At 61.9% G+C, this 13,533-nt stretch carries 12 protein-coding genes; 5 read left to right on the top strand and 7 right to left on the bottom strand.

The features are described 5' to 3' along the window. Positions 1–82: 82 nt before the first annotated feature. From gshB to CKW09_RS20680, 4 genes are all read right to left on the bottom strand, one after another. The gene (gene gshB / locus CKW09_RS20695; protein WP_061798580.1) at positions 83–1,033 is read right to left on the bottom strand and encodes a glutathione synthase; all 951 of its coding nucleotides are present in this window, start codon (positions 1,031–1,033) and stop codon (positions 83–85) included. Positions 1,034–1,043: 10 nt separating this feature from the next. Next, positions 1,044–1,775 carry a 16S rRNA (uracil(1498)-N(3))-methyltransferase gene (gene rsmE, locus CKW09_RS20690; RefSeq protein ID WP_061798581.1) on the bottom strand — a complete coding sequence of 244 codons (732 nt, stop codon included), beginning with the start codon at positions 1,773–1,775 and terminating at the stop codon, positions 1,044–1,046. A gap of 73 nt (positions 1,776–1,848) precedes the next feature. After that, positions 1,849–2,544, bottom strand: coding sequence for a deoxyribonuclease I (gene endA / locus CKW09_RS20685; protein ID WP_061798583.1), 696 nt, complete (start codon positions 2,542–2,544; stop codon positions 1,849–1,851). 101 nt (positions 2,545–2,645) lie between these two features. Beyond that, positions 2,646–3,158, bottom strand: coding sequence for a SprT family zinc-dependent metalloprotease (locus CKW09_RS20680; protein ID WP_061798585.1), 513 nt, complete (start codon positions 3,156–3,158; stop codon positions 2,646–2,648). Between the two features lie 360 nt (positions 3,159–3,518). On the opposite strand from CKW09_RS20680, the gene fumA reads away from it, so the two are divergent. Together fumA and CKW09_RS20670 are read left to right on the top strand one after the other, a co-directional pair. Next, a complete protein-coding gene (gene fumA / locus CKW09_RS20675) occupies positions 3,519–5,165 on the top strand; it encodes a class I fumarate hydratase FumA (protein ID WP_061798586.1) in 1,647 nt (548 codons plus the stop codon). Positions 5,166–5,323: 158 nt separating this feature from the next. Beyond that, positions 5,324–6,190 carry a helix-turn-helix domain-containing protein gene (locus tag CKW09_RS20670; protein ID WP_061798588.1) on the top strand — a complete coding sequence of 289 codons (867 nt, stop codon included), beginning with the start codon at positions 5,324–5,326 and terminating at the stop codon, positions 6,188–6,190. Here CKW09_RS20670 and CKW09_RS20665 read toward each other — a convergent pair. Both CKW09_RS20665 and CKW09_RS20660 read right to left on the bottom strand, forming a co-directional pair. Beyond that, the gene (locus CKW09_RS20665) at positions 6,114–7,166 is read right to left on the bottom strand and encodes an XdhC family protein (RefSeq protein ID WP_061798590.1); all 1,053 of its coding nucleotides are present in this window, start codon (positions 7,164–7,166) and stop codon (positions 6,114–6,116) included. The genes CKW09_RS20670 and CKW09_RS20665 overlap by 77 nt on opposite strands. An 8-nt stretch (positions 7,167–7,174) precedes the next feature. Further along, the gene (locus CKW09_RS20660) at positions 7,175–7,759 is read right to left on the bottom strand and encodes a nucleotidyltransferase family protein (protein WP_061798592.1); all 585 of its coding nucleotides are present in this window, start codon (positions 7,757–7,759) and stop codon (positions 7,175–7,177) included. A 205-nt stretch (positions 7,760–7,964) separates the two neighbouring features. On the opposite strand from CKW09_RS20660, the gene CKW09_RS20655 reads away from it, so the two are divergent. From CKW09_RS20655 to CKW09_RS20645, 3 genes are read left to right on the top strand one after another with little or no spacing between them, the layout of a single operon-like run. Further along, on the top strand, positions 7,965–10,754 hold the full coding sequence (locus CKW09_RS20655; RefSeq protein WP_061798594.1) for a xanthine dehydrogenase family protein molybdopterin-binding subunit: 2,790 nt from the start codon (positions 7,965–7,967) through the stop codon (positions 10,752–10,754). Further along, positions 10,751–11,305 (top strand): (2Fe-2S)-binding protein, encoded by a 555-nt coding sequence (locus CKW09_RS20650; protein WP_061798595.1) that lies wholly within the window; start codon positions 10,751–10,753, stop codon positions 11,303–11,305. Before CKW09_RS20655 ends, CKW09_RS20650 begins: the two co-directional genes overlap by 4 nt. Beyond that, positions 11,302–12,537 carry a cytochrome c gene (locus CKW09_RS20645; RefSeq protein ID WP_095099179.1) on the top strand — a complete coding sequence of 412 codons (1,236 nt, stop codon included), beginning with the start codon at positions 11,302–11,304 and terminating at the stop codon, positions 12,535–12,537. The genes CKW09_RS20650 and CKW09_RS20645 overlap by 4 nt, the downstream gene beginning before the upstream one ends. 44 nt (positions 12,538–12,581) lie before the next feature. Here CKW09_RS20645 and CKW09_RS20640 read toward each other — a convergent pair whose 3' ends face one another. Beyond that, complete coding sequence (locus CKW09_RS20640; RefSeq protein WP_095099177.1) at positions 12,582–13,532, bottom strand: glycoside hydrolase family 43 protein; 951 nt, start codon at positions 13,530–13,532, stop codon at positions 12,582–12,584. Position 13,533: the final 1 nt, after the last annotated feature.

Genomic DNA, 13,533 nt, shown 5'->3' with positions numbered 1-13,533 from the left:
GCCGCAGCCCGGCCGGCAGAGGCCGACGGCGGCGGCGCGCCCAGGCCAGGATCGCGGGCGGTTTTGCCGCCCGCGTTGCGGATTACTTCGCCGCCAGACGCTTTTCTATGGCGTCCATCAGCATACCGGTGATGGAGATCGGGAAGGCGGCTTCGATCTCGCGCGCGCAGGTTGGGCTGGTGACGTTGATCTCGGTCAGACGATCGCCGATCACGTCCAGGCCAACGAAAATCAGCCCTTTCTCTTTCAGCGTCGGCGCGACGGCCCGGGCGATTTTCCAGTCGCTTTCGCTCAGCGGGCGCGCTTCGCCGCGGCCGCCGGCCGCCAGGTTGCCGCGCGTTTCACCCTGCGCCGGAATGCGCGCCAGGCAGTAAGGCACCGGCTCACCGTCGACCACCAGGATGCGTTTGTCGCCTTCCTTGATCGCCGGCAGGAAGTTCTGCGCCATGCAGAAGCGGCTGCCGTGTTCGGTCAGGGTCTCGATGATCACCGACAGGTTCGGATCGTCCTGCTTCACGCGGAAGATTGACGCGCCGCCCATGCCGTCCAGCGGCTTGAGGATAACGTCGCCGTGCTGCTGGTGGAATTTGCGGATATGCGCGGCGCTGCGGCTGACCAACGTGTCCGGCGTCAGTTCCGGGAACCAGGCGGTGAACAGCTTCTCGTTGCAGTCGCGCAGGCTTTGCGGCTTGTTGACCACCAGCGTGCCTTTCACCTCCGCGCGCTCCAGAATGTAGGTCGCGTAGATGTATTCGGTATCGAACGGCGGGTCCTTGCGCATCAGGATCACGTCCAGATCCTGCAGCGCCAGATCCTGCTCTGCGCCGAAGCTGAACCAGCTCTCCTTGTCTTCCTTGACGCTCAGCAGGCGGGTGCGGGCGCGGCCGTCCCCGGCGTGCAGATAGAGATCGTTCATCTCCATATAGTGCAGTTCCCAGCCACGGCGCTGCGCTTCGAGCAGCATGGCGAAGCTGGTGTCTTTCTTGATGTTGATGGAGGCGATAGGGTCCATCACGATGCCGAGCTTAATCATCTTTTCTCCTTTAACCCAGATCGCCGAAACGTACCTGCAAAGCGGTAATTGCGGTGAGCGCTGTGGTTTCTGTACGCAGAACGCGTGGCCCCAGCAGGATATCAGTAAATCCGTGGCCTGTGGTCATCGCAATTTCGTCGGCGGATAAACCGCCCTCCGGGCCGATCAGCAGGCGGACATGTTCCACCGGCAGCGGCAGGGTGTTGATGCTGTGGCTGGCGCGCGGGTGCAGGTTGAGCTTCAGGCCGTCGGCCTGTTCGGCGCACCAGGCCTCCAGCTGCATCGCCTCGCGGATTTCCGGGAGGCGGTTGCGGCCGCACTGTTCGCAGGCGGCGATGGCGATTTTCTGCCACTGTTGAATTTTTTTCGCCAGGCGCTCGCCGTCCAGTTTTACGCCGCAGCGTTCGGAAAACAGCGGGGTGATGACGTTGACGCCCAGCTCGATGGATTTCTGAATGGTGAACTCCATTTTCTCGCCGCGCGAGATAACCTGGCCCAGATGCAGGTTGAGCGGCGACTCGCGGTCATCCTCCCGGGCGGCGCCTAAACGCACCTGAACGCTTTTTTTGTCCACCCGGACTATCTCGGCGTCGAACGCCTGATTGCTGCCGTCGAACAGTTCCAGCGCCTGGCCGGCGCTCATGCGCAGCACGCGCCCAACGTGGTTGGCGGCGTCTTCGCTCAGGGCGATTTCCGCATGGCCAGTCAACGGCTGCGGATGATAAATGCGGGGTATACGCATGTGATTGTTTGATCCTGACGAACTTGCAGCTATCGGCGCTGCGGCTTGAAAAAAAAGAGTATATACCCAACGGTTAGCTTTTTCGCCGCTGACAAGCCTGTTGAATATAGGGGTTATGGTTGCCCTGAACCTTGGCGATACGTGCTTCGCGCTGACATTCCCACTGGCTGACCGGATACTGGCGGTTCCACACCTCGAACAGCTGGGTTTGCTGGCGCGAAAGGCGCAGCTGGTAGCGGTCGCGCATATAGAAATAGGTGCGCGCGATGGCGCCGCGCGCACGGGCCGGCGGCTCCGCCTGCTTGTTTTTGAAGTCCACTTTCATCGGGCACTGGCCATACTGGCCTTCACCGCCACGCCACTGGCTGTACATGAAGTTGTTGCGATCGCCGTTCACTTCGCCGATCGCCGGCTGCAGATTATGCAGATCGGTTTCGATTTGGCGGTAGCCGGCGTCCTTATTGCAGTTCTTGCGGCCGCCCTGTTGCCAGCACTGCAGCTGATGGCCGAACTGCCAGGCCGGCACCACGTGCTCCCACTCGATGCGCTGGGCGCGCTGGGCGTTTTTACGTGCCTGATAGCCGCAGCTGGCGAGATCGGGGACGCCCTTTTTGCCCTGCCAGTCGATGCGGCAGCCGCAGTAGAAGCTGCCGGGGGCGTCCCGGTTGATTTTGGCCGCCGCCGCCTTGGCCTGCGAGAAATTATTGATGCCGTGCGCCTGAGCGGCGCCGGCAGCGAAAACCACCATAAACAAAATTTTGCGAAGCATATTCCAAAACAGCTCGAAATTGGAAAAGCAGGCAGGGTAACGGAAGTTATCGGCAGTGGCAAACGGCGATATTCACTTGTTTTAACGGATAAATCGTTAGGCTAAAGGCTTTCGCTAGCGAGAAATTTCAGCTTTTCACCGCACTGGCGGCAGCGGTACTCGCTCTCGCCGCGCAGCACGCGGTTGTGGCGGCGTACGGTAAGCTGGTGCCGCTGGCAGCCGCAGCGGTAGGGAAAGGTTTTGCTCTGCACCGAAGCGATTTCAAACTGGTGAGTGCGGCTGGCGGGCACCCGCAACACGCTTTCCATCATCCAGCGCCATTCGCGGCCGTGTGGCGCCACGCGGCCAAACTGCCGGAACACCAGCAGGTGCGCCAGCTCATGCGGCACCACTTCGTCGATAAACGGCTGTTGGTTTTCCATCAGCAGCACCGGGTTCAGGCGGATTTCCCAGGCCTGCAGCCAGGCGGTGCCCGCGCTGGTGCCGCGTTGCTGGTAGATGATTTTCGGCTCGGGGAACTCGACGGCAAAATGCTGACGGGCCAGCTGCAGCTTGTCCCGCAGGCAACGCATCACCGCCTGTTGCAGCGCTATGGGGATTCTTGGTTTGTTCATTGCGGCTAGCTTAAGCAATGGCGCAGCGGCTGGCAATAAGCCGCCGAGGCAAATGATGCGGGGGACTGGGCACAGGTTTTTTAGCGCATTGATAACCCGATCGTCGTCGATGGATTGTAATCAATGTGTTAACTGCGGGATAATAAAGCGTGCATGATGAGCCTGTACCCGCAGTTCTCACCGGACCAGGTTGAAACGCCGCCCACGCTTTCCCTTACGATAAGAGCGGTTATTTTGCGATTTGGCGCAATAACCGACTGATTAAAAAACCGTAAGGTGGGGGCAGTTTTTTGACAGAGCGCGCCTGAGCCGCGCCGCAAGTGTGAATTTAACGCAGCTGATGTTGCAAGTGAGAGATCAATGTCGAATAAACCGTTCCATTATCAAGATCCGTTCCCACTGAAGAAAGACGATACCGAATACTATCTGCTGAGCCGCGATCACGTTGCCGTGAGCGAGTTTGAAGGCCAGGAGATCCTCAAGGTCGCCCCCGAAGCGCTGACCCTGCTTGCCCAGCATGCGTTCCACGACGCGTCGTTCATGCTGCGCCCGGCGCACCAGCAGCAGGTTGCCGACATTCTCAAGGATCCGGACGCCAGCGAAAACGACAAGTACGTTGCGCTGCAATTTCTGCGTAACTCAGAAATCGCCGCCAAGGGTATTTTACCGACCTGCCAGGACACCGGCACGGCGATCATCGTCGGCAAAAAGGGCCAGCGCGTCTGGACCGGCGGCGGTGACGAGGCGGCGTTGTCGCGCGGGGTATACAACACCTATATCGAAGACAACCTGCGCTATTCGCAGAACGCCGCGCTCGACATGTATAAAGAGGTCAACACCGGCAGCAACCTGCCGGCGCAGATCGATCTCTACAGCGTGGACGGTGAAGAATACAAATTCCTGTGCATCGCCAAAGGCGGCGGTTCGGCCAACAAAACTTACCTGTATCAGGAAACCAAGGCGCTGCTGTCGCCGGGCAAGCTGAAAAGCTACCTGGTCGACAAAATGCGCACTCTCGGCACGGCGGCCTGCCCGCCGTACCACGTGGCGTTCGTGATCGGCGGCACTTCGGCGGAATCTACGCTGAAAACCGTCAAGCTGGCTTCGACCAAGTACTACGACGGCCTGCCGACCGAAGGCAATGAGCACGGTCAGGCGTTCCGCGACGTGGCGCTGGAAGAAGAGCTGCTGAAAGAGGCGCAGAATCTGGGGCTGGGCGCCCAGTTCGGCGGCAAATACTTCGCGCACGATATCCGCGTGGTGCGCTTGCCGCGCCACGGCGCCTCTTGCCCGGTCGGCATGGGGGTATCCTGCTCCGCCGACCGCAACATCAAGGGCAAGATCAACCGCGACGGCATCTGGCTGGAGAAGCTGGAGCATAATCCGGGCAAGTTTATTCCGCAGGAGCTGCGTCAGGCCGGGGAAGGCGAGGCGATCAAAATCGACCTCAACCGCCCGATGCGCGATATCCTCAAGCAGCTGTCGCAGTATCCGGTATCCACTCGCCTGTCGCTGAGCGGCACCATCATCGTCGGCCGCGATATCGCGCACGCCAAGCTGAAAGAGCGCCTGGACCGTGGTGAAGGCTTGCCGCAGTACGTCAAGGATCACCCGATCTACTACGCCGGCCCGGCTAAAACCCCGGACGGTTACGCGTCGGGTTCTTTGGGCCCGACCACCGCCGGGCGTATGGATTCCTACGTCGATCTGCTGCAGTCGCACGGCGGCAGCATGATCATGCTGGCGAAGGGCAACCGCAGCCAGCAGGTGACCGACGCCTGCAACAAGCACGGCGGCTTCTACCTCGGCAGCATCGGCGGCCCGGCCGCGGTGCTGGCGCAGCAGAGCATCAAAAGCCTGGAGTGCGTGGAATACCCTGAACTGGGCATGGAAGCGATCTGGAAAATCGAAGTGGAAGATTTCCCGGCGTTTATTCTGGTCGATGACAAAGGCAATGACTTCTTCCAGAAGATCCAGGCCGGCCAGTGTTCCAGCTGTTTGAAGTAGCGGCAGAAAATAGTTGCCGCCCGCTGGCGGGCGGCAAATTTATCCCCAGTGTAAAGTCCTGTAGCCTGCTGGACGCCAAGTTTTAACCTGTATACCCTACGTGCAAAGCAGTAAAACGCGCACAAAGGTATATTTGGAAAATAAGGCTCGGCAAGCACATGGGAACGCAGGAAAGTCATATCAGGGAACTGCTGGTCTGGATTGAAGATAACCTGACCAATCCGCTGTCATTGGATATCGTCTCCGCCAAATCCGGCTACACAAAATGGTATCTGCAGCGAATGTTCAAAAAGCAGACCGGCTTGTCGCTGGCTTCGTACATTCGCGCTCGCCGCCTGTATCTCGCCGCCTTCGCCCTGCGTTTCACGCAGAAAAGCATTCTCGACATTTCCATTGATTATCAGTTTGATAATCAGCAAACCTTCTCCCGCTGTTTCAAGAAACACTTTGCCGAATCCCCCAGCGCCTATCGTCATGCCCGCAATCAGGATTACAGCAACCTGGTTCGCTCGCTGTCGGCCAACCAACCCGGCGATATTCAGGTCGATCGCGTCAGCATCGCGCCGGGCCAGTATGTTCTCCGGGGAAAACGTTACGCCTACCATCTGGATATCGAACATCTGGAAAAGTCACATCTGCATATTCGCAGCGGGATCCGGGAGCAGTTCTATGCGCAGCTGGGCGGGCGCCCTGGGCTGACCTATTCGTTTACGCAGCTGATCCCGGACGGAGAGCAGGTCAGAGTGGATTACGCCCTCGGCGTGACGGCGGATTGCCCGCTCAATGAGGATGCGGAACTGGAACGCTTGCCGGATATTCACGGCGATTTTTGCCGCTTCTGCTATGCCGGCAAACCGGTGGCGCTAAACGACCATATCATCCATATCTACACCCAGATTTTGCCCGAGCTCGGCCTGGCGCGCGGCGACGGGCCAGACCTGACGATGTTCAGCTATTCGCTGAACGAGCGGGAGGAGCTGCATCTGGCGTTGCAACATCTGGTGCCGGTGACGCCGCTGCGTTGATCGGTTCGGCGGCCGGCGTGCGGTTTTTCTGCTGCACGATGGCCGCCATTACCGCCAGCGCGATCTCCGCCGGGGTTTTACTGCCCAGCGGCAGCCCGATCGGCGCGTGGATCCGCGCCAAATCCTGCGGGGTAAACTCGGCGATTTGCTGCAGCCGCTGGCGACGCCGCGCGCTGTTTCTCAACGAGCCCATGGCGCCGATATAAAACGCCGGCGTGTGGATCGCCTCCATCAATGTCAGATCGTCCATGCGCGGATCGTGAGTCAGCGCCACAACGGCGGTATTGGCGTGGCAGCCGCCGTCCTCGATGAACTTGGCCGGGAACTGGCGCAGCAGGGTCACGTGGGGTTTAAGCTGAGCGGCGAAGTTATCCAGCGCATCGGGGCGGTTTTCGCATACCAGCACCTCAAAACCCAGCGCCGCGGCGAAATCTGCGCAGTACAAGGCGACGCTGGACAGCCCGGCGATCAGCAGGCGCGGCGCGGCGGCGATATGCAGCGTGATCTGCTGCCGGCGGCGTTCAACCCGGGTGGCGCTGGTGAAATCGCTCGGCTCCAGGCTGCTGCAGGCGGCGGGCGGCGTCAGGCGCTTGACCAACGCATGATGCCCGTCCAGCGCGCCGGCGATGCGGGCCAGGTAAGCGATGCTGGCTTCGCCGGCCGGCAGGTATTCGATCAGCACGTCCAGCACGCCGCCGCAGGGCAGCGCCACGTTCGGCTCCATGCCGCCCTCGCCGTAGCGGATCACCTGGCTGGCCGCCTGATATTCCCCGGCGGCCACGCGCCGCAGAAAGTCTTCCTCAACGCAGCCGCCCGATAGCGAGCCGCTGTAGCGCCCGTCGCGCGTGGCCGCCATCAGGGCGCCCGGCGAACGCGGCGAAGAGCCGTAGGTGGCGAGTACGGTGCACAGCCACACCGGCTGCTGCTGCAGCCAGCTTATCGCCTGGCTGACCACGGTGACATCAAGATGTTGCATAGCTGAATTTACTCGCTGGCCGGTAGCTGTGACGGAAGATCAATATCCTGTACCACGCCTGCCCGATCAAGCGGCAGCAGGTAAACCGCTTCCTCTTGCAGCAGCGCGCGTGCGCCATTATCGCCGCGCAATCGGCAAAGGCTTTTGCGCAATAGAGCGGAAAAACCGACCGGATGGCCGGGCAGTTGCCCCACGCAGGGGCGGACAATCGGGTGGCGCTGCAGGGCGTCGGCGACCAGCAGGAAGATATCCGGCGTGACGAACGGCATATCCGCCAGATGGACCAACCAGCCTCGCCAGTGCGGGGTGGCGGCTACGCCGGCGGCGATGGATTCCCCCAGCCCGGCGCTGGCCAGCAGCGTCACCGGCACCTGATACGCGCCGCAGACTCGCTGCACCTGCAGATTATCCGGCCGGGTCACCACCCGCACCGGCAGGCCGGACGCCAGCGCCTGGCGCAGCGTGTGCTCGAACAGCGGGCGTTGCAGGCCCGCCGCATCGGCAAATTCGGCGTTTAACTTGTTGCCCTGGCCGCCGGCCCGAACGAAGCGTTCACCGCGCCCGGCGGCGGCGATAAGAATACCTGTCGTCATGTCTCATGTTCCGCGTTTGCGCAAACTTTCTATTAGCATACAAACTATATGTGTTTTTGAGATGTATTTTTGTTGAAAACAGGATGTTAATCATCACATAATTTTGGTTATAAGCATATGCTTATGACGTCTACGGCAAGGTCGTCAGCGTTTGCGCAACAACACCGCGAACACAAAACTACAATAAAGATGTGAAGGACTTTTTATGAGCAATTTTAACCCGTCGCGGCGCCGCTTCATCAAAAGCGCCGTGATAGCGGGGGTATCCGTCTACCTCGCTCCCTTGTACAGCCGCGCCTACGCCGCGTTGTTCGAGCAGAAAATTCTCCAGTCGCCCAATTGGGATCCCCAGGCGAAACGCGTGCGTTTCCGCATCGACGGCCGCGCCAAGGTGATGGGGCAGAAGGTGTTCGCCCGAGACATCCGCGCGGTGGATATGCCGCACTGGCCGCAAAAGCAGGCGCACGCCTTTATCCTGCGCGTCACCAGGGCCGATCGGCTGTTTGAGGGCGTCGATCTGTCGCTGCTGGGTGATGATCTGCAGCCCGATCGGCTGGTCACGGCGGAGGATCTGGCGCGCGACGGCCTGGCCTTCCCGGCGTTCTACGGCGACGACATGCTGCTGCCGAGCGGCAAAACCCCGGCCTATCTCGGCCAGGCGGTGGCGATCCTGATATATCACGATTTCGCCCGTTTCCGCTTCGCCAAGGACCGGCTGAAATTCCGTGAGGAAAGCGTCAAATATGGCGCCGTGACCGGTCCGCTCGAGCGTGACCCTTGGGGCAGCTTCCGCTATGTGCGGGTGGGCGGCGACCGGCCGTTCGATGACGATCGCTTTTCCAGCCTGAAAGACACGCCGATCTTCCCGGTATCGATGAAAAAACACCTGCCGGTGTGGCCGGAAGGCCGCGAGGGCGGCAAGCTGGATCAGGAGGGCATGCATTATGCCGGCACGATCGCCGCCGAGCTGGCGACCCCGCCGGATGATTGGCTGGTGATGTCGCGCCGCTACACCACGCAGTCCATCGATACCTCGGCGCTGGAGCCGGACAACGCCAACGGCTGGTTCGACCCCGCGACGCAGACGCTGCACCTGGTGGTGCCGACCCAGTCGCCGCAGGAGGTGGCCGACGAGATGCCGCGCATGCTGGCCAAGCGCAATCCGCCGGTCAAGCAGCTGATCCTGCATCCGTGCTACACCGTGGGCTACGGCTCGAAAGATCACTACAACTTCCCGTATTACGGCGCGGTGGCGGCGATGTACGGCGACGGTCATCCGGTGCGGCTGGCCAACGACCGCTTCGAGCAGTTCCAGACCGCGCTCAAGCGCCACGCCTTCGACATGAGCTACCGCATCGCGGTCAACCGGCAAACCGGCGTTCTGCAGTCGTTCCACGGCGAGATGACCGCCGACGGCGGCGGCCGCAGCAACTTTACCCCTTCGGTGGTGATGGTGGGCGCCACCGCCGCCCAGTCGATTTACTACTTCCCGAAAAGCGACTTGTCATCGGTGGGGCTGGCCTCTCGGGCGATCGACGCCGGTTCGGCGCGCGGCTACGGCACGCTGCAGAGCATGGCCGCCACCGAGATGATGGTCGATGAGCTGGCCGCCGAGCTGAAGATTGATCCGATCGAGTTTCGTCTGCGCAACGTGCTGAAATCCGGCATGAAAAACACCCAGGGCGCCATTCCCGCCGGCGCCATCCGCGCCGACGAGGTGCTGGAGAAGGCGGCGCGGCATGAAATGTGGCTTAAGCGCGCCGAACGCAAGGCCGAGTTTGAAAGCCGGCATCCGGGCAAACGCTACGGCGTCGGTTTCGGCTGCGTGCAGAAAGACTTCGGTACCGGCGCCGAGACCTCTTTCGCTCGCGTCGAGCTGGGCGAAGACGGGCGCATCACGCTGCATCACAGCGGCGCCGAGATGGGCACCGGCATGTCGACCTCTCAGTCGGTGCTGTGCGCCCAGTGGCTGGGCAAGCCGGCGGACGAGGCGCATTTTTCGGTGACCGACTGGTCGGTATTGCCGATGGTCACCAGCGGCGATCCTTACCTGATGTCGCAGGACGAGCAGGACAAGCTGCAGACCAACCCCAACTGGACGCCGAGCTATTGCTCGCCGTCCAGCGCCAGCAACTCGGCCTATTATTTCTCGCACAGCACCCGCGAAGCGGCGCGGCTGATCTTCGATCGCGGCCTGTGGCCGGCGGCGATGGCGCTGTGGCAGGCCGGTATCGGCGGCGGCCAGGCGGCGCCGCTGGTGGTGCGCCGTGAAGACGCGCGCTGGGTGGAAGGCGGGCTGACCGCCGCCGGCATGTCGGTGCTCAGCCTGGAGTTATTGGCGAAGAAAGCCTATCAGATGGGCGGCGTCACCGGCGCGGCGGTACACGTGTTCAACCGCTGGCAGTGGGCGGAGGCCGATTTCACCCTCAACGGCCGGGCGGAGCGCCTGCCGATCGACGGGCTGGCGCTGCGCCACGCCGGCGGCGAGTTCACCGCCCAGGCGCGCGCGCAGGTTTATTATCCGCCGACCCAGCGCAACAACGCGGCGGTGACCTACTACAGCGCCGTCGGCACGCTGGCGGAAGTGGCGGTGGATGTCGCCACCGGCCAGGTGGAATTGCTGAATCATCACTCGATTATGGAATGCGGCAATATGATCGTGCCGGAGCTGGTTTCCGGCCAGCTGCAGGGCGGCCTGGCGATGGGCATCGGCCATGCGTTGCACGAATATTTACCGCTGTACGAAGACGGGCCGGGCAATGGCACCTGGAACTTCAACCGTTATCACCTGCCGCGCGCCAGCGACGTGGCGGTGTGGAAACAGACCGGCGACATCCTGCCGGCGCTGTCGGAAACCGATCCGCCGAAAGGCATGGCCGAGGTGGTGATGATCCCGGTGGTGGCCGCGCTGGTCAACGCCATCGCCGACGCCACCGGCCACCGTTTCCGTGATTTGCCCGTTCGTGCAGAAAATATTCGTGAGGTATTACAATGAGCATTAAAACCCAGCCGATTTCCCTGACCGTCAACGATAAGCAGTATGGCCCTATCGAGGTGCCGGAAGGGCTGATGATGATCGATTTCCTGCACGAATATCTCGACCTGACCGGCTCGCGCCTCGGTTGCGGGCAGGGCATCTGCCACGCCTGCGTGGCGATTGTCGACCACCCGAGCGGCACCAGCGAAGAGGTGCGCACCTGCATTACCGGCGCTCACTTCTTCAGCGGCAAAAAGGTGCGTACCGTCGAAGGCCACGCCAAGGTGGATGAGCAGGGCGAGGTGGTGGCGCTTTCCCCCATCCAGCAGGCTTTTCTGGAGCATTACAGCTTCCAGTGCGGCTACTGCACGCCGGGCTTCGTCAACGCCGCCACGATTTTCGTCGAGAAGCTCAAGCGGGAGCCGATCGCCCGCGAACAGCTGGAAAGCGCCATCGAACAGGCGCTGGACAGCCACATTTGCCGCTGTACCGGCTATGTGCGCTACTACGAAGCGGTGCGCGACGTGGTGCTGAAGACGCCGGGCCTGCTGAAGGAGACGGCGCAATGAAAAAACGTCTCGCACTGTTGATCCTGCTGGTGGCGATTGTGGTCATCGCGCTGCTGTGGTGGCGGGAAAATCGCCGCTATGACGGCCCGGTGCAGCAGGTGACCGCCGACGCCGAACAGATCGCCCGCGGCCGCTATCTGGCGCGGGCCGCCGACTGCGCCGCCTGCCACACCGCCAGCGGCGGCGCGCCTTTGGCGGGGGGCTATCCGCTGGAAACGCCGTTCGGCACCCTTTACGGCAGCAACCTGACGCCTTCGGCCGACCACGGCATCGGCCGCTGGACCAAGGACGATTTCTTCCTGGCGCTGACCCAGGGCGTGGCGCCGGGCGGCCGCCATCTGTACCCGGCGATGCCTTACACTTCGTACAAGGGCATGTCACGCCAGGACGCCGACGACATCTACGCTTACCTGATGACGCGCCCGGCGGTCGATGTCGCCATTCCGGAAAACGCCATGCCGTTCCCGTTCAACCAGCGCATGGCGCTGATCGGTTGGAACCTGCTGTTCCGTAGCCAAGATCCGCTGCCGGCCAGTTCGCAGGGCGATTCGGCGCCGTGGCAGCGCGGGCGCTATCTGGCCGACGTGTTGGGGCACTGTGGCGAATGTCATACGCCGCGCGGCATGCTGGGGCAGATGGATCTCGGCAAGCCGATGCAGGGCGGCGACCTCGGGCGCTTTATGGCGCCGGACATCACGCCGCAGGGGTTGGCGCAGCGCGGCTGGACGCCGCAGGACGTCGGCCGCTTCCTCGGCACCGGCATCGCGCCGCAGGGTTCCGCCTTCAGCGAAATGCATATGGTGGTGGATCTCAGCACTCGTTATCTGACGCCGGAAGACAATCGGGCGCTGGCCACCTATCTGATGGGCGACCAACCGCCGGCGGCGGTGCCGGTGAAAGCGGGGCAGGGCAGCGATGCCGGCCGCCTGAGCTATCTGGACCAGTGTTCCGGCTGCCATGCGCGAGACGGCGAGGGCAAGCCGCACGTGGCGGTGGCGATGCGCGACAACGCGACGCTGCGCCAGCCGGACGGCAAGAACCTGATCGTCTCGGTGCTGGACGGGTTGCCGGCCCAGCAATTCCCCAACGGCGAAAGCATGCAGAGCATGCCGGCCTTTGGCGAGCGGCTGGACGATGCGCAGCTGGCGGAGCTGGTGAACTATCTGCGCGTCACCTGGGGCGGCCTGCCGGCGGATATCACCGCCGAGCAAGTAAAAGCGCTGCGTAAATAAGCGTTGACGCGCAGGGGGCTCGGTGCGCCGGGCCCCCTGCGCCACTAGCGGTTGTCCGCCGGCGGTTCACCCAAAACCGGCATGCCTTCCTCATCCCAGATTATCGGCTTAATCCGCGTATGGCGGTTGGGATCATAAAGCGGGTCGCCCTCGATTTCCCTGTAGTTGCGGGCGTGGTAAACCAGCAGATCCCGGCCCTGTTGATCGACGGTAAAGCTGTTGTGTCCCGGTCCGAATTGACGATTTCTGGCGCAGGTGCGGAATATCGGTTGGCTGGCCTTGTGCCATTGAGCCGCGTCGGTGAGGTCGCCGGCGATATCGGCCCAGAGAAGGCCGATGCAGTAATTCTCATCGGTGGCGCTGGCGGAATAACTGATGAATATTCGTTGGCCATGGACGATCACCGCCGGCCCTTCGTTGACCCAAAAACCCTGGGTTTCCCATGGCAGCTCCGGCTTGCTGAGCATCACGGGCTGGCCCTTCAACGTCCATGGATTCTCCATTTCCGCCAGATACAGGTTGGAATTGCCGCGCAGGGCCGGATCCTTTTGCGCCCAGAGATAGTAGCGTTTTCCGCGATGGAAAAAGTGCGTGGCGTCGAGGGAGAAGCTGTCGATATGACTGTAAATCCGGCCTTTTTCTTGCCATTCCCCGCTCAGCGGATTGGCAGAGTCGCATTCCAGGGCAAACATGCGGTGTTGAAACAACCCGTCGGCGATGTCCGGACTGTGGGCGGCGGCGAAATACAAATACCATTTGCCGTCGATAAAATGCAGCTCCGGCGCCCAGATCAGCGCGCTCATCGGCCCTTGCAGCGGCTTGCGCCATACCACAACGGCCTCGGCCTGCGGCAGATCGGCGAGGTTGCGCGCCCGCCGAAGCTCGAGCCGGTCGTATTCCGGCACCGAAGCGGTGAAGTAGTAGTAACCATCGCTGTGGCGCAAAATGAACGGATCGGCACGCTGTTCGATAAAGGGATTTGGATAGTCTTGCATC

It is taken from the genome of Serratia ficaria, from assembly GCF_900187015.1.
Classification (GTDB): domain Bacteria; phylum Pseudomonadota; class Gammaproteobacteria; order Enterobacterales; family Enterobacteriaceae; genus Serratia; species Serratia ficaria.
Note: the sequence above shows the minus strand (reverse complement) of the source record. Positions and strands in the feature narration are given on the sequence as shown.